Below are 21,749 nucleotides of genomic sequence, written 5' to 3' on the forward strand. Positions count from 1 at the left end.
GCAGAGCTCGACGACGTCGCGGCGGCTGATGCGGTTGCGCACCGACAAGGTCACGACCGCGGCCTGCAACCTGGGTCCGAACGCGCTCGCCGCAGCCGTGTCGGGCAGCAGCCCGGTCTGCCGGGCGCCGCAGCCTGGACAGACGACACGCTGGCACTGGTGCTCGGTGACCCTGACGGCCATCACCGGCAGCTCCTCGACCTGACGACGCGCCGGCTGACCCACGGCGACCCGGTCAGCCTCCAAGAACACGTGCCCGCAACCGCACTCGGTCGGCCAGTGCTCAACGATCTCGTCGACCGCCCACGCCGGCAACAACGGGCGGCCCTTGCCCTCATGCCCCGGCTGGGCGCCCTGCATGCGGCCCGATGGATCCTTGCCGCGCCGCGGCGGCGCGCTCGGCGGGTCGGCGCTCGGCGGCTGCGAGGAGTTGCGCGACGAGCGCCCCAACTGCCGCTCCAACGACGCGATCCGCTCATCCTGAGCGACGACCTTCGCCGTCAGCTCGGCGACCTGCGCCTCAAGGCGTTCGTTCTGCGCCGACAGTGCAAGCAGCACCTCGACAACAGCGTCGCGGCCCTGCCCATAGATCGCCTCGGCCTCGGCCCGCTCCACACCACAAGGTTCGACAACCCGGCGTTATGTCCCCCAACCCAACTGAACGCCTACGAAAAGGCCCTCATTTGCGGGCCTTTCTGCTTCATCGGGGAGACAGGATTTGAACCTGCGACCGCCCGGCCCCCAGCCGGGCGGGCGTCTGCCTAGCCCGGGTTCCAGAGCGCCCCAACTCGACCGCTTGGCTCCGGGTCGTCTGCCCACAGGTCCTCACCGAAGAGCTCTCGACCCGTACAGGAAGCCGAGCGTCGTCGTGGCTGGCGCTTCCTCGTGCGGACACTCATCCTCGACGAGTCGGCCGCCCAAGAATCCAGTGAGGGCATCGGCGAAACCGAGCGCCGAGCAGCGTTCACATCGGAACAAGGATTCTCTCCGTCACGTGCGACAACGGCAGGCTCGTGCCGAAGCACGATCATCTGCGGTACAGCCGCCCGGAGCACCTCGGTGTAACGGTCGGTCTCCAATCGACGATGATCGGTGTCGCCGTCGACGAGCAGGGCCCAGACGAACCGCTCGTCGGAACCAGTTCTGATCCTGATCCGGTCCGCGCGAGCCTGGCGTCGCAAAGTCTTGCGCCAACCCTCGGGTGAGTCGACCTCGTTGCGTCTGCGCACCACATCTCCGCGAGCCAGCAGCTCGCCGTAGTCATCGCGCCGTGCGAGCCGAGCCATCATCCGTTCGATCCGCATCCGGACCTCGACCGGGTCCTCCATCACCTCTTCTCCTCTCAGCCGACTCGCGCTCGCGCGCGTCGGATCTCCTTCTCGATGTTGATCCCTGACCGGTGTCGCCACTCGCGCATCACGTGCGTGTAGACGTCGAGCACGGTCGAGGTCTTATCGCCGAGCTGCTCGGAGATCTCGACGATCGACAGCTTCTTCTCGGCGATGAGCAGCGACGCGCACGTATGACGCAGGTCGTACGGTCGCGGCGTCGGAAGCCCGACGTTCTCGGCGGACGGGACGTAGATGCGCCGCCGCCAGGTCGTGTAGTGCTCCTCGAGCCACAGTCCACCGAAAACCTCGTGAGGAAAGAGCAGGTCTCCATCAGTCGGATCGCCATGGTCGCCCCGCCACGCCTTCAGATCATCGATCACCGGCGTCATCAGGTCGACGGTCCGACTGCGCTTCCGTGAGCGTTTTCGATTCTTGAGCCGATCGAGCTCACCATCGGCATTGGCCAACTCCACCAACAACGTGCGCTCGCGCACGGCGTACCAGTGCAGGGCTAGAGCTTCCTGCGGGCGAAGACCTGTGTAGGCCATCAACCGGACCAATACCGACGACATCCCGTACCCGCGCGCACTGATGTCAGGGCAAGTCGTTCGACCTGCAGCGGCGTCAGCGGCTGCGCCTCACGCGACGGACCCTTCGTCGGCTTCTTCACCGCCTTGAATGGATTGAACGCGACGTCGCCGTACTCGACGGCATCCCGGAAGACCCGCTGCAGCATGGAGAGGGTCTTGACGACGGAGTGCACCCCGACGCCGGCCGCGAGCAACTCACCGCGGAAGGCGACAACCCGGCGAGCGTCGATGTCACGGAGTGCCACCGCCCCAAGCCGGGGCTCGGCGTGCGCATGCCAGAGGCTGCGATACACCGCCAACGTCGAGCGCTTCAGCTCGACCATCGCGTGCGTGATCCACCACTCGTCGAAGAACTCACCGAGGGTCTGCCGGCCACCCTGCTCTTGGCGCAGTTCGTCGGGCCGCCAACGCTTCGCGCTGCGATGCTTGGCCTGGAAGTCGATCGCGTCCTCCAGCGAGTCGAACGTTCGCCGTCGTCGAGTTCCCCCAGGATCGGCGTACCGCACGCTGAAGGTCTCGCGCACCGGGCCGTCTCTGCGCTCAGCGCGCCGCACCTCGATGCCGGCCGGGACCGTCTTGCGCGCCATCAGGCACCGCCTCCCCGCGGCGGCAACGGCAGCCGGTCCGCAGACCCACGAGCCAAGCGCGACGAGCGGAGTGGACTCGACACCGCCTGAGGCGCTGGCCTCGGCGGCGGTCGACTCTCCGAGCGCTCGGGCTCGACGCGCACGACGGCCTTCGCCGTCCACCACTCCGCCGCATCCGCCGCGAGCACTAGTAGCAGTCCGCACGCCCGGCTGGCCTTCAGCTCGCCGCGTGCGATCGCCCGCCGCACCGAACGGGCGGTCACGCCGAGACGCCGACCGATCTCCTCCGGCCGCAGGACCGTGAAGGGCTCGAGATCGTCGAACGGTGTCGCGTACGCGGGCGCCATGAGCTGGTCGCCCTCTACGTCGCGCGAGACGCCCGATACCCCTCGCCCCAATTCGAGGAAAAGGTCGTCGAGCTCTGGGCTGGTGGGGCGCATGGCGCCCCACAACGCCCCAAAAACGCCCCACAAACGAGGCGCGAGGTCGTGGTTTGCAGACCCCTGGAGACAAAAATCCCCGCCGTAGCAGGGCGACCCGATGAAGCCCTCTGTCGGATTCGAACCGACGACCTCTTCCTTACCATGGAAGCGCTCTACCGACTGAGCTAAGAGGGCGAGGTCACGGCAGTGTAGCCAGCGCCGCCGTCGCCTGCCGCTTGGCAGGACGTGCTGAGGCCGGCGGGCGCGCGGAGCAGGAGTCGCCGCCGGGGAGACGCCCCCCGCGCGCTACTCGACCAGCCCGCGCCGCATGCCCTCGGCGACGGCGGCCGCGCGGTCGGACACGCCGAGCTTCTCGTACACGTTCTTCAGGTGCGTCTTGACCGTCTCGGGGCTCAGGTGCAGCTCGCGCCCGATCGACGGTGCGGACTGCCCACCGGCGGTGAGGCGCAGGACCTCGAGCTCGCGCGGGCTGAGCAGCGGACGTTCCCAGATCGGCTCGGGGACGTCGAGCTGCAGCCGATCGCCGCGTGCGGCGGCCGCGACCGCGTCGCAGATCGCGTCGCGGTTGACCTCCTTGGACAGGTACGCCAGCGCGCCCGCGGCGAGCCCCTCGCGCGCCTCGGGCGGCAGGACGGTCGCCGAGAGCAGCACGACGCGCGTCGGCAGGTCGTCGCGCTGGATCGCGCGCAGCACGGCGTGGCCGTCGAGGCCAGGCATCTTGACGTCCAGCAGCGCGACGTCCGGTGCCAGCACGCGGATCTCGTCGAGCGCGGTGCGCCCGTCGTCGGCCTCGCCGACGACCTCGAAGTCCGGGCGCCGCTTCAGCGCGAGGACGACGCCGTCCCGGAAGACGGGATGGTCATCAGCGACGTACACCCTGACCCTTGTGCCGTTGTTCATTCGCTCCGCCGCCCTCCCGAACGGCACGGGGCGATTGTACGGACGGGAGGGAAACCTTTCGAGTCCGTCCAGGACGCCGGGAACCGTCAGGCGCCCGCGACCTCCCGCTCCTTGGCCGTCACCGTCGTCACCGGCAGGCCGAGCCCGCCGACCTTGTGCGGCAGGTCCAGGCGCATCCACCGCGACACCCGCTTGGGCAGCGTGGAGATGATGATCTCGTCGAACCCGTGCAGGTTCACCGCGTCCTGCACCGCGTTCAGTGGCTCGGGATCTCCGATCATGCCCTCGACGGGCGCGCCCGCCGCGTCCTCGAGGAGCGGCAGCGCCAGCTCGAGCACCGCCATGGCCTCGTCGTCGTCCTGGTCCTCCGCGTCGACGACGCGATGCAGGCCGTGGGCCACGTTGGGCACCAGGAGCGTGAACCGGCTCGGGCCGCGGGCCGCTCGCGCGCGCACGGCATCGAGCAGCGCCGGGGTTGCTGCGGTGCGGTGGGCGACCACCAGCACGCGCGTAGGGGAGGACTCCGTGGGCAAGGGAACTCCTTTGATCGCGGTGGGGTCCATGGTCCCACCGCGACGGTCCGCGCGCCAGCCCTGCAGGGACGGGCGCGCGGGTGCCGCAGAGCGCGGAGCCGGCCTAGCCGATCTTCTTCAGGTCGACCACGAACACCAGCGGCGCGTTGGCCGGGATCGTGGGCGGCGAGCCGGCCGCGCCGTAGGCGAGGTCGGCGGGGATCACGAGGACGCGGCGGCCGCCGACCTTCATGCCGGGGACGCCCTGATCCCAGCCGGCGATGACCTGGCCCTGGCCGATCGTGAAGTCGAACGGCTTCTTGCCGCGGTCCCACGAGGCGTCGAACTGCTTGCCGGTGTCGAAGAGCGTGCCCACGTACTGCACGCTGACCTTGTCGCCGTCCTTGGCGGCGGCGCCGGTCCCGGTGACGACGTCGGACGCCTGCAGATCCTTGGGCGCGGTGCCCGTGGCCTTGGGCGTCTTCGGCTTGGCGGAGAGGTCGGTGCTGACGCCCGTGACGTTCGTCTGGACGGGCAGCGGCGCGCCGGGCGCGCGCTGCTTGACGGTCGACTTCGTCGACGCGAGCTCCGCGGGGAGCGTGGTCGACGGATCGCCGTCGATCTTGGAGCCGTCCTTCCGGAAGCCGTCGGCGCTGCCGCCGCCGCAGCCGGCGGCGACGCCTGCGGCGAGGGACAGAACGCTCAGCGAGAGTGCGATGTGGCGGGTTCTGGTCATGGGCAGTCGCGCACTCTAGCCGCAATTTCTTAAGCCGCGATGCACCGAGCACGGCCAGCCGGCAGGCGACGGACGCGCGGCCGGTAGCGTCCCGCCCATGTCGAGGGAGCCGCCCGAGGCGCAATCACCACCGCCCAGCCCCCAGCCGCAACGGTTCGACCAGGACGGCGACGCCTCGCGGCGCACGTGGCTGGCGAGCGAGCGGACGGTGCTCGCGTGGCTGCGCACGGGCCTGACGGCGACCGCCGTCGCCCTCGCGGTCGGGAAGGTGATCCCCGACCTCGGCCACGGCGGCGCGTCCTGGCCGTTCGTGACCCTCGGCGCCGGCTACGGCGTGCTGGGCGTGCTGATCGTGGCCTACGGCCTGCGGCGCGGTCGCGAGGTCGACCGCGCCATCCACGAGGGCCGGTGGGTCTCGCCCGACCAGGGGGCGATGGGCCTCATCGGCGGCCTCACGATCGCCCTCGGCATCCTCACGGCCCTGGCCGTCGTCCTCGACATCTAGTGGATGCGCAGCCGGTACGTGCCCCGTCAGCCGGGCCCCGGACCGCGCCCACCGTCGGGGCGCAGGCGGTAGCCGGCGCCGCGCACGGTCTCGATGGAGTCGACGCCGAAGGGCCGGTCCACCTTCTCCCGGAGGTAGCGCACGTACACGTCGATCACGTTGGAGCGGTTCTCGTACTCGTAGTCCCAGGCGTGCTCCAGCAGCTGGAAGCGATCGAGGATCTGCCCGGGCCGCCGCATGAACGTCTCCAGCAGCGCCAGCTCTTTGGGCGACAGCGAGATGTCGCTGTCGCCGCGCCAGACCCGGCGCGCCGCAGGATCCAGGTGCAGGTCGCCCGCCCGGAGCACCGTGGGCTGCTCGATGGGCCCGCGACGCGCCAGCGCCCGCAGCCGCGCCGACAGCTCGGCGAACGAGAACGGCTTGACGAGGTAGTCGTCGGCGCCGTTGTCCAGGCCCTGCACACGATCCTCGATCGCGTCGCGCGCGGTCAGCATCAGCACCGGCGCCCAGACCCCGTCGGCGCGCAGCCGCCGGCAGACCTTGAAGCCGTCCAGATCGGGCAGCATCACGTCGAGGACGATCACGTCGTAGTCGGTGGATCCGGCCATCCACAGAGCGTCCTCACCGCGGATCGCCACGTCGGCCGCCATGCCGTCGGCGCGCAGCCCGCGCCGGATCAGGCCCGCCATCTTGACCTCGTCCTCGACGACCAGCACGCGCACGCCAAGCAGTGTCGCGCCGGCACATGAGCGCTGCATGAGGGTCGCCGAGCCGGCCTCACGTCCAGCTCATCGGCCGTTCCTATGGTCCGGGGCGTCCCATCCCCCCACCAAGGAGCAACGCCGATGTTCGAGAAGTTCCACCACAAGACCGTGACCGCCAGCCTGGCGGCCGTGCTCGCGGCGCTCGGCGTCGGCGGCATCGCCGTCGCGCAGAACAACGCGTCCAGCACGACGCCGCCCGCGGCGGCCACTCCCGCACCGTCGACCACGCCGGCCGACGCTCCCGAGTCGGCCAACGACCCGGCCGACGCCAACGACAAGGCCGACGCCAACGACAAGGCCGATGCCAACGAGGCGCCCGACGCCAACGAGGCGCCCGGCACCGAGTCGGCCACCGACAGCGACGGCCCCGGCGGCCACGCCGACGAGGCCACCGGCAACGCCAACGCCGACACGCAGCAGCAGGGCCAGAACTAGGGGAACACTGGCCCAGAGGGCCAGGTTCCCTTGCGGGTCTTCGCCCGGGGGCAAAACCCGCGGCGGGTTGGGGACCCACGCTCCTGGCCGGCGGAGCTAGGGCGGCGGCAGGGCGATCCACACGTCCGCGCCGCCGCCCGCCCGGTTGCGGGCGTGCGCCCGACCGCCGTGGGCGCGCGCGATCGCCTGCACGATCGCCAGGCCGAGGCCGGCGCCGCCGCCCGTGCGTCCGAGATCGGCGCGGCTGAAGCGCTCGAACGCACGGCCCTCGAACCCCTCCGGGAAGCCGTGCCCGTCGTCGCGCACGTGCAGCTCGACGCCGCCGTCCTCTCCCGGCATGGCGTCGACGGTGACGGCCGTGGCGCCGTGGCGCAGGGCGTTGTCCACCAGGTTGCCGAGCGCCTGCTCCAGCCGCAGCCGGTCGGCGTCGAGCACGAGGCCGTCCGCCGCGACGGCCGTCAGCAACACGCCGTGCTGATCGGCTCGGCTGCCGTAGCGCCGGGAGACGGCGTCCAGCAGGTGCGACGCCGGCACGTCCTCGCGCCGGACGGGAAGCCGCCCCTGGTCGGAGCGCGCGAGGACGAGCAGGTCCTCGGCCAGCTGGACGAGCCGGTCGGTCTCCTCGACCGCCGACCCGACCGCCGCTCGGAAGCCCTCGACGTCGTCGGCGTCGCGGAGCGCGAGCTCCAGCTCGGCGCGCAGGATCGCGAGCGGCGTGCGCAGCTCGTGGCTCGCGTCGCTGACGAACCGGCGCTCGCGCATGAACGCGTCCTCGAGCCGGTCGAGCATGTCGTTGAGCGTCTCGCCGAGGCGGCCGACCTCGTCGCGCGACGGCGGCACCGGCAGCCGCCGCCCCGGCCGGCCGGCGTGGATCTCCTGCGCGCGACGGCGCATGAGCTCCACGGGCCGCAGGGCTCCTGCCGCCGCGCCGTAGCCCGCCAGCGAGGCGAGCAGCAGCGCCACCGGCCCGCCGATGAGCAGCAGCCGGCGCAGGTTGCGCTGCGCCTCCTCCTTGCTCTCCAGCGACGCGCCGACCACGGCGACGAGGCGCCGTCCCTGGGCCTGCACCGGCGTGGCCAGCAGCCGGACCCGATCGGGCTCGATCGGCGAGGTGGCGTGCTCGACGACCAACGTTCCGCGCGCGGCGCGGGCCAGCTCGGCATGGCTGAGCAGCGCCTGGTGGCGCAACGGCGGGGAGGCGTCGACGACGGCGCCCCGGGGATCCAGGATCTGGGCGAAGCCCTCGCCCTGCTCGGTCAACGGGCTGCGGCCCGCCTGCGCCAGCCCGGAGTCGGCCTGCTGGATCAGCGCGCTGACGTCGCCGGCGCGCGAGCGCAGGCCACTGTCGATGGTCGCGTTGAGCGTCGCACCGAGCTGCCAATAGAGGAAGATGCCCAGCGCGCCCAGGAGAACCGCCATGACGACGACGAAGGCGAGGGTGACGCGCACGCGCGTGGGCACGCGCGCGAGCACCGTGTGAGCACGGGCCACCGCGCAACCGTAGGGCAGCCAGATGAGCGCCCGATGAGGGCGCGCCCGTCACCGCCGAAGTCGGCGCAGCACGCCGAGCGCGCCGCCCGGCCGGGACGCTTCGTCGTTCCCGGGGGTGGTCCGGGCGGCAGCCTCGCGCTCCAAGCGTGTCTTCTCGTCCAGCAGCCACTCCAGGTCGAACCGCAGGCGACCGGCCTCGCGCTGCACGAAGTCGAGGTTGTGCGACAACGCCGCCGCCTCCCGCGGATCATCACCGGGCGGCGCGAGATCGGTCACCGCGGGGGCCGGGGTGCCGGGGTGCCGGAGCACCGCGAGGCCATGGATGAACCACGGGTCGCCCTCCCCGCTCGGAACGAACCGGACCACATCCATCGCCCGGCCCCAGTGCTCGGTGATCCACCAGGGCGAGTGCATGACCATCGGCCCGCCCTTGTCCCAGGGCTGGCCCGCAGCCCAGCCGAACATGCCCATGCGTTCATCGTCGTACGGCGTGCCGGGAAGCCAGTCGTAGTCTGCCGCGGTCATGAACGACGCGACCAGCACACCGCCGGGCTTGAGCAGCCGGCGCATCTCCAGCAGCCACTCCGCCCACGAGTCCAGGAGATGGGTGAAGACGGAGACCGCGTAGATCACGTCGAACGTCTCAGCCGGCCGATCGATCGGCGGCATCTCCTCGTTGGTGAACGACTGGACCGCGGGGAAGTTCTGCTGCAGCCACTGGACGCTCTCGACGTCGATGTCGCAGGCATGGAAGTCGGCGATCTCCAGCTCGGGCACGAAGTGGCGCAGCGTGCGCCCGATGCCGGCGCCGAAGTCCAGCACCGCCTTGCCCTCCCACGTCCAGTCCTCGCCGAGCGCTGCTTCGATCGCGGCGCGCGCGCCGGCTCCGTGAAGATCGAACGTCGTCCAAGGGTCGTCTGCGTCGGCGAGCGATCCGACACGTTCCGCGAGGCTCATCGGGGGCAGTGGAGGAGTATCCATGTCCGGCAGCCTAGTAGTACACGGTCGCCGGCCGATGCGCCCGCCATCCGGTCGTTGTCGCAACCAGCGCGACGACGACAGTGGCGGGAGAAGGATTCGAACCTTCGAAGGCGTAGCCACCTGATTTACAGTCAGGCCCCTTTGACCGCTCGGGTATCCCGCCAAGCGGCGGCGAAGTTTAGCGACCTGCGCCGCAACCTTCCGCCTCGTCCTACCGTCTACTCCTCGATGGCCGCCCTCGATGCCCCTCCCCCGGCGCTGCCGCCGACGATGCTGGCCGCCATGGCCGACGACACGCTCGTCGGGCTGGTCGCCGCCGGCAGCGACGACGCGTTCTCCGCGCTCGACGCGCGGTACCGCCGGCGGCTCGTTCGCTTCGCCCGCGGCTTCGTCGGCGGCGGCACCGCGGATGCCGAGGACGTGGTGCAGGAGGCGATGGTCCGGGCCGTGCGCGCGCTGCGCAACGGCAGCCGGCCCGAGGCGCCCGGCGCGTGGCTGCACCGCATCACGCGCAACTGCGCGCTGGACCTGACCGCGGCCCGGCGGCGCCACCCCGTCGTCGAGCTCGCCGACCACGCCCATCCGGCCGCCGAAGACGCCCAGGCGGCCGTCGAGCGCAGCATGGGCGTGCGCGGCCTGGTCGCCGACGTCGGCCGCCTGCCCGACACGCAGCGCTCCGCGCTCGTCCTCCGCGAGCTCGAGGGCCGCAGCTACGCCGACATCGCCGACGAGCTCGACGTCACCGTCCCCGCCGTGAAGTCGCTGCTCGTGCGCGCCCGCCAGGGCCTGAAGCAGGCCCGCGACGGACGCCGCGTCGCCGGCTGGCTGCCGTTGCCGCTGATCGGTCGCCTGCTCGAGCGCGCCACCAGCTTCTGGGAGCCCGTCGCCGCCACCGCCACGCCGAAGGTCGCCTGCGCCGCCGTCGTCGTCGCCGGCTCGCTGCCGATGATCGCCGGGCCGGCCGAGAAGGCGCCCGTCGAGCGTCAGACCGCGCAGCGCCCCGCGGCGGCGCAGGTGGCGCACGTCCGCGCGACCCAGGCCGCGCCGCCGCAGGCGAGCAGCCCGCAGACGCCCTCGGCCCACGACGCGGCCGCCGACCACCACGCCGTCGCGGCGGCCGCCGCGACGAGCCAGGCGCTGCACCAGGACTGCTACGACGGCGCCATCGACGGCACCTACCCGTACTCGCTGATCACCAGCGCGCTGGAGCGCGCCGGCCAGGGCGCCGAGTACGGCGACTGCAAGCAGGCGCTCGCGATGGCCGCCTTCCGCCGGCCGCACGCCGGCTGAGCCCGCGCGCGGCCCTCCAGATAAGTGAGGGGCGCGCTCCCCAGCGCGCCCCTCTGACCCCTCTCCTCCTCCGGGAAAATTCCCCGGACTACGAGGCGTCCCTAAGGCGCTGGGCCTCGGGGAGCGACTCGAGCTTTTTCAAGGTGTGGTTCTCGATCTGACGGATCCGCTCGCGCGTGACGTTGAACGCGCGGCCGACCTCCTCAAGGGTACGCGGTCGGCCACCGGTCAGGCCGAAACGCATCTCGATCACCTCGCGCTCGCGCTGCGGCAGGGCCGCCAGGGCGCGATGCACGTTCTCCTTGCGCAAGTTCTCCGCCGCCAGCTCGAACGGCGACTCGGCGGTCTGATCCTCGACGAAGTCGCCCAGCTCGGACTCCTCCTCGTCGCCGATCGGCTTCTCGAGCGAGATCGGCTGCTGGCTCATCCGCAGGATGTCGCGCACCTCGCGCGCCGTGCAGTCGAGCTCGCCGGCGATCTCCTCGGGCGACGGCTCGCGGCCGAGCGACTGCACGAGCTGGCGCTCGACGTGCACGACCTTGTTGAGCTTCTCGACCATGTGCACCGGGATCCGGATGGTGCGGCCCTTGTCGGCGATCGCACGTGTCACGGCCTGGCGGATCCACCACGTGGCGTACGTGGAGAACTTGTATCCGCGGCGGTAGTCGAACTTCTCGACGGCGCGGATGAGGCCCAGCGAGCCCTCCTGGATCAGGTCCAGGAATGTCAGGCCGCGGCCCAGGTAGCCCTTGGCGATCGAGACGACGAGGCGGAGGTTGGCCTCGACCATCTGCTGCTTGGCGCCCATGTCGCCGCGCTCGATGCGCTTGGCCAGCGACACCTCCTGCTCGGCGGTCAGCAGCGCGACGCGGCCGATCGAGCGCAGGTACAGGCGCAGCGAGTCGAGGCTCGGCTCGACCGTGAGGTCGATCTCGGGCTTCTTGCGGGTCTCGGCCGGCGTGGGCGACTGGCGCTCCAGCGCCGCAGCCTCCGCGCGACCGCTCTCGGACGTGACGGGCTTGCCGTCGGCCGTGACGATCGAGATGCCCTGCTCGTCGAGGTGCTGGTGCAGCTCGGAGAGCTGCTCCTTGGTGACTTCGACCTCTTCGAGCGTGGTGGTGATCTGCTCGATCGTGAGGAACCCGCGCTCATGCCCTTCTTGGATGAGCGTGCGGAGCTCGTCCAGCTCCGCGATCGGTGCCTCGTCAGCCAGCAGAACGTCGGTCTTGGTGCTCAACCCAATCCTTGTGGACGTCGTTCCCGGGTCGGGGCACATCCGTGCCGGGACCCCTCTCTCTTCCCCACTTCAAATTCGGAACGCACCCCGAGGTGCAAGTGCGACGGAGACCGCCGCAGGAGGCTGAGCCATGGATTCCTCTTCGAGGGACTCGTAGCCGACGACGGGATTGTTAGCACAGGTTACGACGAGCTGGGAATCCCAAAAAGTGGGGCCGATAGGCTGAGTCGGGTCATGCAGCCGACCTTCAGCCCGCAAGCCTCCCCGGACGTCCAGGCTCAGCGACCCACCGTGCACGTGTCCTTGTCCCGCGTCGGGGTCACCGGCGTCGAGAAGGTCATCCGCATCTCGCGTGAGGGTCGAGAGGAGCTCTACTGGGCCAAGCTCGAGTGCTTCATCGACCTCGGACCGCAGCAGAAGGGCGCCCATATGTCGCGCTTCGAGGAGACCGTCAACGACGTCATCGGCGAAGTGATCCTCGGAAGCTCCGCATTCCGGGCCGAAGAACTGGCCCAGCGGATCGCCGAGGTCGTGCGCGAGCGACAGGACGCCAAGCGGGCCGAGGTGACGATCGCCGCGCGCTACCCCGAGAACAAGCCGGCGCCGGTCAGCGGCATCCAGACGCAGGAGCTCTACACGCTCTTCGGGACCGCCGTGGCGACCGAGACCGGCACGCGCCGGCTCGTCGGCGTCGCCGCCCAGGGCATCACCGCGTGCCCGTGCGCCCAGCAGCTGGTTGCCGGAGCGGCACGGCATCGTCTGACCGCGGACGGCTTCGACGACGACCAGATCGAGCGGATCTTCGAGCACGTCCCCGTGGCGACGCACAACCAGCGGGGCCTCGGGACGCTCTACATCGGCTGCCCCGAGGACTGCACGACCGACATCGACGCCTCCACGTTGCTGCGGATCGTCGAGGACTCGATGTCCTCGGAGATCTACGAGATGATGAAGCGCTCCGACGAGGGCGCCGTCGTCGAGAAGGCCCACCGCCGGCCGCGGTTCGTCGAGGACTGCGTGCGCGAGATGATCAAGGGCGTCGCCGACCAGCTGCCCGAGCTGGATCCGCGTGCCTTCGTCTCCGCGCGCCAGGAGAACCTGGAGACGATCCATCAGCACAACGTCGTGGCCGAGCGCTTCGGCGTGCTGAGCGAGCTGACGCGGGAGCTGGACTCCGGCGTGCACGCAGAGCGGCACACGAGCATGCGCGAGTGGCTGGACGGGCGCGCGTAGGAGCGTGGGTCCCTGATCCGCCGCGGGTTTCGCCCCCTGGGCGAACACCCGCAAGGGAACCTGGCCCTCTGGGCCAGTGTTCCCCGAGCGCTCTCGGCCTGACCCCGCGCCTCAAGGCGGGCCCGCAGGTGCCGACGCCCGGGAGGTGACGTCCCGTCTCCCACGGGGCCTGCTGCGCGTGATCGGCGTGGCGGTCCTCTACGCGCTCGCGACGCGCCTGGCGCTCGCGACGCCGCTGCGCAGCGGCGTGGTCGCGGTGTGGCCGGCCGCGGGCATCGCGCTCGCGGCCCTGCTGCGGGGTGGCATCGGCCTCTGGCCGGGCGTCCTGCTGGGCGCCTTCGCGGCCAAGGTGACGGGCGACCACGGCTTGGTCGCGGCGATCGGCGGCTCGATCGCGCCCACCGTCGAGGCCGTCGTCTGCGTCCTGCTGATCGACCGCTTCGTGCGCCCCGTCCAGCGTGGCGACGTGCGGCGCTTCGCCGCGATCGTCGCGCTGTTCGCCGGCGCGGCCGCCAGCGCCGTGATCGGGCAGTCCACCCTGTGGCTGCAGGGCGAGATGCTCGGGCCCGACTGGGGGACCGCCGTCCTGCGCTGGATGCTGGGCGACGTGACCGGCATCCTGCTGGTGACGCCGATCCTGCTCGCCGTCGGGCGCCAACTGCCTCGGCTGCGACCGTTGAGCGTCGCCGAGGACGTCCTCGCGGCCGCGACGATGCTCGGGACCGCCGAGCTCGTCTTCCGCCACCCGCAGGGCCAGATCTGGCTGCTGATCCCGATCGGTGTCTGGCTCGTCCTGCGCGCCTCGACGCTGACCGTGTCGCTCACCTCGGCGGGCCTGACGATCATCGCCGTGCGCCTGACGGCCGACGGCGCCGGCCCCCTCGCCGTGGGCGGCGACGCCGACGTGCTGCACGCACAGACGTTCGCGGTGATGATCTCCGCCTGCCTCTACCTGCTCTCGGCGCTGACGACCGACCGGCGCCAGATGCTCGACGACCACCGCCGCCTGTCCGAGGAGGCCGCGGCGCTGCGGCGCGTCGCGACCGCCGTCGCCGGCGGCGCGACGCCGCACGACGTGGCCGAGCAGGCCGGTCGCGAGGTCGCCGGCCTCATGGCGCTCGACGTGGGCGTCGTCGTCTCGTTCCAGCCCGGCTCGGACGTCGTGCGCTGCCTCGGCCAGGGCCGGGCCGACGGCGTCGACACGCCGCCGCTGCCTCCGCTCTCGCGCATCGCGCCCGGCAGCGCCATCGACCGGCTGCGCCGCACCGGCGTCGCCGAGCGCTTCGACGAGCGTGGCGCGGCGCAGCTGACGATGCCGCCCTACACGCAGCGCGTCGCAGCGCCGATCGTCACGGACGCACGCCTGTGGGGGGCGCTGATCGTCTGCACCACGCGGGACGACGACCTGCCCGCCGACGCCGAGCTGCGCCTGCAGCGCTTCGCCGAGCTGATGGGCATGGCCATCGCCAACGCCGACGCCCGGGCGCGACTGGTCGCGCAGGCCACGACCGACCAGCTCACCGGCCTCGTCAACCACCGCGCCTTCCACGAGCGGCTGCGCGAGGAGGTCGCCTCCGCGCAGCGCCACGGCCGCGAGCTGGCCCTCGCCGTCTTCGACATCGACCGCTTCAAGCAGGTCAACGACGCGCTCGGCCACGTCGGCGGCGACGCCGTCCTGGCCGAGACCGCCCGCCGCATGGCCGCCGCGTCGCGCACCGGCGAGATCGTCGCGCGCATCGGCGGCGACGAGCTCGCGCTGCTCATGCCGGGCGTCGGCGGCGACGCCGCGCACGCCGCCGCCGAGCGCGTGCGCCGCGCGGTCGCCGCCGCGCCGTTCCAGCACGCCGGCGTCATGACGCTGTCGGCCGGGGTGTGCGACCTCACGCAGGCCACCGAGCCCGAGGATCTGCTGCGCCTCGCCGACGGCGCGCTCTACTGGGCCAAGGCGCACGGCCGCGACGCGTGCATCCCCTACAGCCCCCAGGTCGTCGAGGAGCTGTCGGCCGACGAGCGCGCCGACCGCCTGGAGCACGCTCGCGCGCTGGCCGCGCTCGGCGCGCTGGCCAAGGCGATCGACGCCAAGGACCCGGCGACGATCCGCCACTCCGAGCGCGTCGCCGCGCTCGCCTCCGAGCTGGCCGGCGAGGCGGGCTGGGGTCCGGCCGACGTCGCGCGCCTGCACGACGCGGCGCTCGTCCACGACGTCGGCAAGATCGGCGTGCCGGATGCCGTGCTGAGCAAGCCCGGACGGCTGACCGACGAGGAGTACGACGTCATCAAGCGCCACGCCGACCTCGGCGCGCGGATCGTCGCCGGCGTCCTCGACGTCGAGCAGGTCGCGTGGGTCCGCGGCCACCACGAGCGCCACGACGGCCGCGGCTACCCCGACGGCCTGATCGAGGACCAGATCACCGAGGGCGCGTGGCTGCTCGCCCTCGCCGACGGCTGGGACGCCATGACCGGCGCGCGGGTCTACAGCGCGCCGATGACCCTCGAGGCCGCGCTGGCCGAGGTGCGCCGCCACGCCGGCGCACAGTTCCACCCCGACGCCGTCGCCGCGCTGGAGCGCCTCGAGGCCCGCGACGCGCTGCGGGCGCTCACCGGCGAGGGCGCCGGCTCGCCGCCCGCCGTCACCGCCTAGCCTTCGACCTCGCCTTCGGGCACGCTGGCGCGGTGCCGGCGCTCCTCGGCCTCGCGCAGCATGCGGCGCAGCCCGAAGAAGTAGTCGATCCCCGAGATCACGGTGACCGCGACCGCGACGTAGACGAGCAGGTCGACCCACAGGGGCGTCGGGTCGAAGGCGATCAGGAAGAAGATCGCCGCGACCTGGAACACCGTCTTGATCTTGCCCCAGCCGGCGGCCGGGATGATCACGCCCTGTGCGGTGGCCGCCATGCGCGTGACCGTGACCGCCAGCTCGCGCGTGACGATGACCATCGCGATCCACGCCTGCAGGCGGTCGAGCGACACGAGCGCGAACAGCGCGCCGACGACCAGCAGCTTGTCGGCGATCGGGTCCATGAGCTTGCCGAACGTCGTGATCGAGTTGCGGGCGCGGGCGAGGTAGCCGTCGATCGCGTCGGTGGCCGACGCGAGAGCGAAGACGATCGCCGCCAGCAGGTCGTTGCCCGTCTCGCCCAGCAGGGCCACGACCAACACGGGCACGAGGAGGATCCGCACCACGGTGAGGACATTGGGCAGGTTGAGGGGAAGCACCAGTTGTGAGGGCAGTATCCCCGACCGCGCCCGAACGACTCGCCGTCAGGCCTCGGCGGCGGCCGGAGCGGTCCGCGAGACGCCCACGCTGGCGGCCACGACGAGCGCGATCGCCACCAGGTCGCGGGCGCTCAGCGCCTGGCTCAGGATCAGGAAGCCGGCCAGCGCGGCCACGGCGGGCTCGAGGCTCATGAGCACGCCGAAGACGTTCGCCGGCAGGCGGCGCAGCGCCTCGGTCTCCAGGCTGTACGGGATGACGCTGCTGAGCAGCGCGACCGCCGCGCCCATGGCGAGCAGCTCGGGCTTCAGCAGCGCCGTGCCCGCCTCGGCGACGCCGGGGATCACCGGGACGAGCGCCGCGACGACCATCGCCAGCGCCAGGCCCTCGCTGCCGTCGAAGACGTGCGTGGCGCGCTGTGCGATCAGGATGTAGGCCGCCCAGCACGCGGCGGCGGCGAGGATGAGCGCGACGCCGACCGGATCCAGGCCGTCGCCCCCGAACGGGTTGGAGAGCAGGACGATGCCGAGCGCCGCCAGGGCGGCCCACACCAGGTCGAGGCGGCGGCGCGACGTCGCGACGGCCACGCCGAGCGGGCCGGCGAACTCCATCGTCACCGCCACGCCGAGCGGGATGCGGTCCAGCGCCTCGTAGAAGAACAGGTTCATCGCCCCAAGCGTCAGGCCGAAGAGCGCGGCCAGCCGCAGCTCCTGCGTCCCGCGCCCGCGCACCCGCGGGCGCCACAGGACCATCAGCACCAGCGCCGCGAACGCCAGGCGCAGCACCGACGTGCCGGCCGCGCCGAGGTCGTCGAACATCGTCGCGGCGAGGGCCGCGCCGAACTGGATCGACGTCACCCCGGTGAGCACGAGCCCAATCGGGGGAACGCGACCGAGGCCGGGAAGCCCCTGCGCCGTGGCGGTCGTCACTGCCGGGCACCGTAGCGCGACGATTCCGGAAGGAGCCTCGCGGCGGTGATCGCCGCCGACGAGGACTTCTTCTCCGGCCTCCCGCGCGCCGTGCCGCACGCGCTGGAGGGCGCACGCCACCACGATGCACCCCGCTCCCGCCACCGGCGCTCGTCGCCGGGCGACATCCTCATCCGCTCGGCGACGACCGCCGGCGGCGGGCGCGTGGTGCGGGGTGGCGCTACCGCGCCATCGCGACCGGGAACGGGCGGAAGCCCGGGTGCCGGCCGGAGTCCACGACGAGCATGTCGACGCGGCACGAGGCGCGCCAGCGCAGCTCGCGGGCCAGCGAGGTCCATCCCGCGGGCACCACGATGAGCTCGGCGTCGTGCTCGCTGGCGACCGCGCACAGGGCCGCGACCAGCCCGCACCGGCGGACGTGGCCGTTGACCGTCAGGCCTGCAGCACTGAGTGCCCCCTGGACGTCCGCCAGAACGGCGTCCACCTCGGCCCGACGACCCAGCGTCCGTGCCAGCTCCTGTGCGCGGGCGCCCGGCGGCTCCCATGCCGCCACGACGTGAACCGTGCCGCCACGCGCCTCCGCCACGGCGCCGGCGTACCAGGCTGCCGCCTCAGCGGCGGGCGAGCCGTCTGCGGGTACGACGATGTTCGTGGTCATGGTTGCGCTCTCCAGCATGGTTCTGCGGCTCCGTGCACCCCCTAGGCGTTCGTCGCGACGGAACGACGTTCGTCGAGTGGGCGAACGGGACCGGACGCGGGCCCCTCGCCGGTGCACCCGCCTATGGTCCGAACCTCCGAGTGGTTGTTTCCGGCGCCGGAGTCGACTACGGTCGCCGACCTCATGGGGTCCAGTGAACGACGGCGTGTGGCGATCCTCGGCGGCGGGGCGGGCGGACTGACCGCCGCGTTCGAGCTCACCGCCACGCCGGAGCTGCGCGAGCGTTACGAGGTGACCGTGCACCAGCTCGGCTGGCGCTGCGGCGGCAAGGGGGCCAGCGGCCGCCGCCTCGAAGCCGGCGCCCAGCGCATCGAGGAGCACGGGCTGCACGTGTGGTTCGGGTTCTACGAGAACGCGTTCGACGTCATCCGGCGCGCCTACGAGGAGCTCGACCGGCCGGCCGGCGCACCGCTGCGCACGTGGCAGGACGCGTTCCACGGCACCAACGAGGTCGTCCTGCTCGACGACACCGACGACGACGAGTGGATCGCGCGCCACTTCCACTTCCCCACCAACGAGGGCGTTCCCGGCATCGCGTCGGAGCCGCCGACGCTGCACTCGCTGATGCGCGACGCGATCCACCTGCTCCGCGTCGTCGAGCCGCCGGATCACGCCTCGCTGCGGCTCAAGACGCTCGACAAGTTCGTCGACGGGTTCCTGCTGGCGCTCGAGCAGTTCCTCGGCGGCGACGACGACCACCTCGACCTCGGCGACCTCTTCGAGGGCTTCCTGCGCTTCGCCCGCCCGATCCTGCACCTCGGCGCCGACGAGGAGGACGGCGAGGAGCCGATCGTCTGCCGCTTCCTGCGGCTGCTGCGAGACGTCGTGTGGAAGATCACCGACGGCGACCCTTATGCCATGACCTTCGACCTCACCTCCACGGTCTTCCGCGGCATCCTCGTCGACGAGCTCGACGACCTCGACCAGGGCGGCTTCGCGCAGGTCAACGGCGAGGAGTTCACCGCCTGGCTGGCCCGCCACGACGCCAAGCCCGAGACGCTGGCGCAGTCGCCGATCCTGCGCGCGTTCTACCAGCTGTGCTTCGCCTACCGCGACGGCGATCGCGACCAGCCGTGCCTGGCGGCCGGCAAGGCGCTGCAGGCGATGCTGCGCATGTGCCTCGGGTACCGCGGCTCGCTGATGTGGAAGATGCAGGCCGGGATGGGCGACGCGATCTTCGCGCCGATGTACGAGGCCCTGCGCGCCCGCGGCGTACGCTTCGAGTTCTTCCACGAGGTCACCGGCATCGGCCTCTCGCCCGACGGCAAACTCGTCGAGCGGCTGACGATCCGCCAGCAGGCCCGGCCCGACGGCGAGTACCGGCCGCTGCTCGTCGACCCCGGCGGGCTGGCGAGCTGGCCGCACGAGCCGCTGTGGGACCAGCTGGCCGACGGCCACGCGCTCCGCGAGCAGCGCGTCGCCTTCGAGGCGTGCGCGTCCGCGCCCGGCGCGACCGACCTCGAGCTGCGCGTCGGCGAGCACTTCGACGACGTGGTGCTGGCGATGTCGGTCGGCTCCCTCGAGCCGGTGTCGGGCGACCTCCGCGCCCGACACGAGCGCTTCGCGGCGATGCTCGACCACGCCACGACGGTCTCCACGCAGGCGTTGCAGGTGTGGATGACGGCCGACCGCGAGCAGCTGGGGTTCCGGCCCGACGGCATGGTCTCCGGCGGCTACGTCGAGCCGCTGGACACGCTCTGCGACATGAGCCACCTGCTCCCGCGCGAGGGCTGGCCGGCGAGCGCCGGCGTGCGGTCGATCTCGTACTTCTGCGGCACGATGCGCGAGATCGCCGGCGAGACCCAGGAGCAGGCCGACGAGCGCGCCCGCGCCGCCGGCCTCGAGCACCTGCGCCACCACGCGACGGTCCTCTGGCCCGGCGCGAGGACCGCCGACGGCGGCTACGACTGGCGCCTGCTCTTCGACCCGAGCGACCGCGACGGCGAGGCGCGCCTGGCCGCGCAGTACTGGCGCGCGAACATCTTCGGCAGCGAGCGCTACGTGCTCACGCCTCCCGGCTCGATCGAGTTCCGGCTGCGGCCCAGCGAGTCGGGCGCGACCAACCTCGCGCTGGCGGGCGACTGGACGCGCAACGGGATCTGCGGCGGCAGCGTCGAAGCCGCCGTCACCTCTGGCAGGCTCGCAGCGCAGTTCCTGAGTGGGAGCCCCGCCGTCGTGCCGGGCACCGAAGGCTGGCTGGAATCCGACTGATGGAGCACACCACGTGACGCAGAAGCCGCCGTACGTCGAGTTCGGAGGGCTGGCCTCCGCGCCCGGCCCGCTGCAGTGCGACGACACCACGTTGTACGTGTTCGGCCTGAAGGCCGACCACGCCAAGCTCGACGCGCTGTGCCAGAAGGTGTTCCGGACGCCGACCGGCGGCGCGATGGACTACCGGCCGCTCGGCGACAACGTGATCGTGACGTTCGGCGTCGTCGGCGCGATCCGCCCGACCCTCGAGCCGTGGCACTCCATGGGCGCGGTGCGCGAGCCGCAGGTGGGCTTCTGGATCCCGGTCGCGCGCGTCAAGGACGACGACGGCGAGCTCAAGGCCCAGGACTTCGGGATGTTCTGCGCGGCCATGATGTTGGACAACCCGATCTCGCTGCTGTCGGGCCGCGAGGACTACGGCTACCCCAAGACGATGGGCTGGTCGGAGATGCCCGCCGGCGCCACCGACGCGTCCACGCCGTTCACGCTCGACGTGTTCGGCATGGACTTCGGCGGCGACGAGCACCCGGAGCGCCGTCGCCTGCTGGAGTTGGCGCCCGTCGGCGACGAGCTGTCGGAGGCCGAGCTGGCCCTCGGCGACATCCTCACCGTCGGCGAGTGGATCAAGGACATGCTCTTCGAGGAGCCGCAGGTGGAGCTGGGCCTGCACTTCGCCGTCGAGTTCGGCAAGGCGCTGCACGACCACAAGGTCAACCAGGTGTTCTTGAAGCAGATCCGCGCGACCGCCGACGGGCGCCGGGCCGACATCCAGCAGGTCGTCGTCGCGCCGGCGATCACCAAGAACATCACGGTGACCCAGCTCAAGCACGACTACGACTGCACGATCCAGCAGCTCGACAGCCACCCGCTGCACGACGAGCTCGGGATCGTGCCCCAACAGCGCGTGACGCTCGCGATGCGCATGCACTTCGACTTCCTCATCGAAGCCGGCCAGGTGCGCTGGAGCGCGCCCGGGACGACCGACGGGTGAGCACGGAACCATGCCCGGACGCCTGATCTTCTCGGCCATCTCCTCGCTGGACGGCTACGTCGCCGACGCGGACGGCAAGTTCGACTGGTCGGTCCCCGACGAAGAGGTCCACGCCTTCGTCAACGACCTCGAGCGGCCGATCGGCACGTACCTCTACGGCCGCCGCATGTACGACGTGCTCGTCGCGTGGGAGACCATCGACGACCCGACGCCGGTCGCACGCGACTTCGCCCAGATCTGGCGCGCCGCGGACAAGGTGGTGTACTCGAGGACGCTGGAGGCGCCCTGCAGCGCCCGCACGCGCATCGAGCCGGAGTTCGACCCCGACGCGGTCCGCGCGCTGAAGGCCGCGGCGGGCCGCGACCTCTCGGTCGGTGGCCCGGAGCTGGCCGCCGAGGCGCTCCGCGCGGGGCTGGTTGACGAGCTCCAGCTGTTCCTGTCACCCGTGGTCGTGGGCGGCGGGACGCGGGCGCTGCCGGAGGGCATGCGGCTGGGGCTGGCGCTGCGCGCGGAGCGCCGGTTCGGCAACGGCGTGGTGTTCCTGCGGTACGACGTCGAGAACGGCGACTAGGGGTGCCGTAGGCGGCCAGCGAGGCCGAGGCCCACGCTGGCCAGCCGTCGCCGCCGGAGGTGGGTCCCCAGTCGCGATAG

Annotated in this window: 23 protein-coding genes and 3 tRNA genes; 8 read left to right on the forward strand and 18 right to left on the reverse strand. The window is 72.0% G+C overall.

Annotated features, from left to right (window positions below):
• The 10 genes from VK501_RS10575 to VK501_RS10620 form a co-directional block, all read right to left on the reverse strand.
• Positions 1 to 615 (reverse strand): DUF6444 domain-containing protein (locus VK501_RS10575; protein WP_324337375.1); only part of this gene is annotated, 615 nt, incomplete at its 3' end.
• 88 nt (positions 616 to 703) lie between these two features.
• A tRNA-Pro gene (locus VK501_RS10580) sits at positions 704 to 795 on the reverse strand.
• Positions 762 to 1,328, reverse strand: coding sequence for a hypothetical protein (locus tag VK501_RS10585; RefSeq protein ID WP_324337376.1), 567 nt, complete (start codon positions 1,326 to 1,328; stop codon positions 762 to 764). Before VK501_RS10585 ends, VK501_RS10580 begins: the two co-directional genes overlap by 34 nt.
• A 14-nt stretch (positions 1,329 to 1,342) precedes the next feature.
• Positions 1,343 to 1,879 carry a tyrosine-type recombinase/integrase gene (locus tag VK501_RS10590; RefSeq protein ID WP_324337377.1) on the reverse strand — a complete coding sequence of 179 codons (537 nt, stop codon included), beginning with the start codon at positions 1,877 to 1,879 and terminating at the stop codon, positions 1,343 to 1,345.
• Positions 1,879 to 2,508, reverse strand: coding sequence for a hypothetical protein (locus VK501_RS10595; protein ID WP_324337378.1), 630 nt, complete (start codon positions 2,506 to 2,508; stop codon positions 1,879 to 1,881). The genes VK501_RS10590 and VK501_RS10595 overlap by 1 nt, the downstream gene beginning before the upstream one ends.
• Positions 2,508 to 2,948: a hypothetical protein gene (locus tag VK501_RS10600; RefSeq protein ID WP_324337379.1), complete on the reverse strand. Its 441-nt coding sequence runs from the start codon at positions 2,946 to 2,948 to the stop codon at positions 2,508 to 2,510. The genes VK501_RS10595 and VK501_RS10600 overlap by 1 nt, the downstream gene beginning before the upstream one ends.
• 104 nt (positions 2,949 to 3,052) lie before the next feature.
• Positions 3,053 to 3,125: transfer RNA gene (locus VK501_RS10605), tRNA-Thr, on the reverse strand.
• Positions 3,126 to 3,236: 111 nt separating this feature from the next.
• Positions 3,237 to 3,851, reverse strand: a complete 615-nt coding sequence (locus VK501_RS10610; RefSeq protein WP_349260997.1) for a response regulator transcription factor — start codon at positions 3,849 to 3,851, stop codon at positions 3,237 to 3,239.
• Between the two features lie 86 nt (positions 3,852 to 3,937).
• Positions 3,938 to 4,384, reverse strand: coding sequence for a hypothetical protein (locus tag VK501_RS10615; protein ID WP_324337381.1), 447 nt, complete (start codon positions 4,382 to 4,384; stop codon positions 3,938 to 3,940).
• Positions 4,385 to 4,487: 103 nt separating this feature from the next.
• Positions 4,488 to 5,099 carry an FKBP-type peptidyl-prolyl cis-trans isomerase gene (locus VK501_RS10620; protein ID WP_324337382.1) on the reverse strand — a complete coding sequence of 204 codons (612 nt, stop codon included), beginning with the start codon at positions 5,097 to 5,099 and terminating at the stop codon, positions 4,488 to 4,490.
• A 97-nt stretch (positions 5,100 to 5,196) separates the two neighbouring features.
• Here VK501_RS10620 and VK501_RS10625 point away from each other — a divergent pair, with 97 nt between their 5' ends.
• A complete protein-coding gene (locus VK501_RS10625) occupies positions 5,197 to 5,604 on the forward strand; it encodes a DUF202 domain-containing protein (protein WP_324337383.1) in 408 nt (135 codons plus the stop codon).
• Between the two features lie 26 nt (positions 5,605 to 5,630).
• On the opposite strand, the gene VK501_RS10630 is transcribed toward VK501_RS10625, so the two are convergent.
• A complete protein-coding gene (locus VK501_RS10630) occupies positions 5,631 to 6,326 on the reverse strand; it encodes a response regulator transcription factor (protein WP_324337384.1) in 696 nt (231 codons plus the stop codon).
• 123 nt (positions 6,327 to 6,449) lie between these two features.
• Here VK501_RS10630 and VK501_RS10635 point away from each other — a divergent pair, with 123 nt between their 5' ends.
• Positions 6,450 to 6,803 (forward strand): hypothetical protein, encoded by a 354-nt coding sequence (locus VK501_RS10635; RefSeq protein ID WP_324337385.1) that lies wholly within the window; start codon positions 6,450 to 6,452, stop codon positions 6,801 to 6,803.
• A 96-nt stretch (positions 6,804 to 6,899) separates the two neighbouring features.
• Here VK501_RS10635 and VK501_RS10640 read toward each other — a convergent pair whose 3' ends face one another.
• The 3 genes from VK501_RS10640 to VK501_RS10650 all read right to left on the reverse strand — a co-directional run bounded on the left by VK501_RS10640 (position 6,900) and on the right by VK501_RS10650 (position 9,438).
• Entirely contained in the window at positions 6,900 to 8,294 is a 1,395-nt protein-coding gene (locus VK501_RS10640) for a sensor histidine kinase (protein WP_324337386.1), read from the reverse strand.
• A 48-nt stretch (positions 8,295 to 8,342) separates the two neighbouring features.
• Positions 8,343 to 9,275: a class I SAM-dependent methyltransferase gene (locus tag VK501_RS10645; RefSeq protein WP_324337387.1), complete on the reverse strand. Its 933-nt coding sequence runs from the start codon at positions 9,273 to 9,275 to the stop codon at positions 8,343 to 8,345.
• Positions 9,276 to 9,356: 81 nt separating this feature from the next.
• Positions 9,357 to 9,438: transfer RNA gene (locus VK501_RS10650), tRNA-Tyr, on the reverse strand.
• Between the two features lie 65 nt (positions 9,439 to 9,503).
• Here VK501_RS10650 and VK501_RS10655 point away from each other — a divergent pair.
• Complete coding sequence (locus VK501_RS10655; protein WP_324337388.1) at positions 9,504 to 10,565, forward strand: RNA polymerase sigma factor; 1,062 nt, start codon at positions 9,504 to 9,506, stop codon at positions 10,563 to 10,565.
• 88 nt (positions 10,566 to 10,653) lie between these two features.
• Here VK501_RS10655 and rpoD read toward each other — a convergent pair whose 3' ends face one another.
• On the reverse strand, positions 10,654 to 11,778 hold the full coding sequence (gene rpoD / locus VK501_RS10660; protein ID WP_349260998.1) for an RNA polymerase sigma factor RpoD: 1,125 nt from the start codon (positions 11,776 to 11,778) through the stop codon (positions 10,654 to 10,656).
• A 258-nt stretch (positions 11,779 to 12,036) separates the two neighbouring features.
• Between rpoD and mptA the strand changes: the two genes are divergently transcribed.
• Together mptA and VK501_RS10670 are read left to right on the forward strand one after the other, a co-directional pair.
• Complete coding sequence (gene mptA, locus VK501_RS10665) at positions 12,037 to 13,035, forward strand: GTP cyclohydrolase MptA (RefSeq protein WP_324337390.1); 999 nt, start codon at positions 12,037 to 12,039, stop codon at positions 13,033 to 13,035.
• Positions 13,036 to 13,180: 145 nt separating this feature from the next.
• Entirely contained in the window at positions 13,181 to 15,676 is a 2,496-nt protein-coding gene (locus VK501_RS10670) for a diguanylate cyclase domain-containing protein (protein WP_324337391.1), read from the forward strand.
• On the opposite strand, the gene pgsA is transcribed toward VK501_RS10670, so the two are convergent.
• The 3 genes from pgsA to VK501_RS10685 all read right to left on the reverse strand — a co-directional run bounded on the left by pgsA (position 15,673) and on the right by VK501_RS10685 (position 17,836).
• Positions 15,673 to 16,251 carry a CDP-diacylglycerol--glycerol-3-phosphate 3-phosphatidyltransferase gene (pgsA, locus tag VK501_RS10675; protein ID WP_324337392.1) on the reverse strand — a complete coding sequence of 193 codons (579 nt, stop codon included), beginning with the start codon at positions 16,249 to 16,251 and terminating at the stop codon, positions 15,673 to 15,675. The genes VK501_RS10670 and pgsA overlap by 4 nt on opposite strands.
• A gap of 45 nt (positions 16,252 to 16,296) precedes the next feature.
• Positions 16,297 to 17,178, reverse strand: coding sequence for an EamA family transporter (locus tag VK501_RS10680; protein WP_324337393.1), 882 nt, complete (start codon positions 17,176 to 17,178; stop codon positions 16,297 to 16,299).
• A 220-nt stretch (positions 17,179 to 17,398) separates the two neighbouring features.
• Positions 17,399 to 17,836, reverse strand: a complete 438-nt coding sequence (locus VK501_RS10685) for a universal stress protein (protein WP_324337394.1) — start codon at positions 17,834 to 17,836, stop codon at positions 17,399 to 17,401.
• Between the two features lie 183 nt (positions 17,837 to 18,019).
• Between VK501_RS10685 and VK501_RS10690 the strand changes: the two genes are divergently transcribed.
• Genes VK501_RS10690 through VK501_RS10700 form a run of 3 tightly spaced genes read left to right on the forward strand, consistent with a single transcriptional unit; the run spans position 18,020 to position 21,669 of the window.
• The gene (locus VK501_RS10690) at positions 18,020 to 20,107 is read left to right on the forward strand and encodes an NAD(P)-binding protein (protein ID WP_324337395.1); all 2,088 of its coding nucleotides are present in this window, start codon (positions 18,020 to 18,022) and stop codon (positions 20,105 to 20,107) included.
• Between the two features lie 13 nt (positions 20,108 to 20,120).
• Positions 20,121 to 21,098, forward strand: a complete 978-nt coding sequence (locus VK501_RS10695) for a hypothetical protein (RefSeq protein WP_324337396.1) — start codon at positions 20,121 to 20,123, stop codon at positions 21,096 to 21,098.
• 10 nt (positions 21,099 to 21,108) lie between these two features.
• Positions 21,109 to 21,669 carry a dihydrofolate reductase family protein gene (locus VK501_RS10700; protein ID WP_324337397.1) on the forward strand — a complete coding sequence of 187 codons (561 nt, stop codon included), beginning with the start codon at positions 21,109 to 21,111 and terminating at the stop codon, positions 21,667 to 21,669.
• Positions 21,670 to 21,749: the final 80 nt, after the last annotated feature.

The sequence above is a fragment of the Baekduia sp. genome (genome assembly GCF_035318805.1).
In the GTDB taxonomy this organism is placed as follows: Bacteria; Actinomycetota; Thermoleophilia; order Solirubrobacterales; family Solirubrobacteraceae; genus Baekduia.

Bases quoted from the DNA above. Each gene is read 5' to 3' on its own strand.
- VK501_RS10585 (WP_324337376.1), bottom strand. From the start codon at position 1,328: ATGGAGGACCCGGTCGAGGTCCGGATGCGGATCGAACGGATGATGGCT.
- VK501_RS10590 (WP_324337377.1), bottom strand. From the start codon at position 1,879: ATGGCCTACACAGGTCTTCGCCCGCAGGAAGCTCTAGCCCTGCACTGG.
- VK501_RS10595 (WP_324337378.1), bottom strand. From the start codon at position 2,508: ATGGCGCGCAAGACGGTCCCGGCCGGCATCGAGGTGCGGCGCGCTGAG.
- VK501_RS10600 (WP_324337379.1), bottom strand. From the start codon at position 2,948: ATGCGCCCCACCAGCCCAGAGCTCGACGACCTTTTCCTCGAATTGGGG.
- VK501_RS10610 (WP_349260997.1), bottom strand. From the start codon at position 3,851: ATGAACAACGGCACAAGGGTCAGGGTGTACGTCGCTGATGACCATCCC.
- VK501_RS10620 (WP_324337382.1), bottom strand. From the start codon at position 5,099: ATGACCAGAACCCGCCACATCGCACTCTCGCTGAGCGTTCTGTCCCTC.
- VK501_RS10625 (WP_324337383.1), top strand. From the start codon at position 5,197: ATGTCGAGGGAGCCGCCCGAGGCGCAATCACCACCGCCCAGCCCCCAG.
- VK501_RS10635 (WP_324337385.1), top strand. From the start codon at position 6,450: ATGTTCGAGAAGTTCCACCACAAGACCGTGACCGCCAGCCTGGCGGCC.
- VK501_RS10645 (WP_324337387.1), bottom strand. From the start codon at position 9,275: ATGGATACTCCTCCACTGCCCCCGATGAGCCTCGCGGAACGTGTCGGA.
- VK501_RS10655 (WP_324337388.1), top strand. From the start codon at position 9,504: ATGGCCGCCCTCGATGCCCCTCCCCCGGCGCTGCCGCCGACGATGCTG.
- mptA (WP_324337390.1), top strand. From the start codon at position 12,037: ATGCAGCCGACCTTCAGCCCGCAAGCCTCCCCGGACGTCCAGGCTCAG.
- VK501_RS10685 (WP_324337394.1), bottom strand. From the start codon at position 17,836: ATGACCACGAACATCGTCGTACCCGCAGACGGCTCGCCCGCCGCTGAG.
- VK501_RS10690 (WP_324337395.1), top strand. From the start codon at position 18,020: ATGGGGTCCAGTGAACGACGGCGTGTGGCGATCCTCGGCGGCGGGGCG.
- VK501_RS10700 (WP_324337397.1), top strand. From the start codon at position 21,109: ATGCCCGGACGCCTGATCTTCTCGGCCATCTCCTCGCTGGACGGCTAC.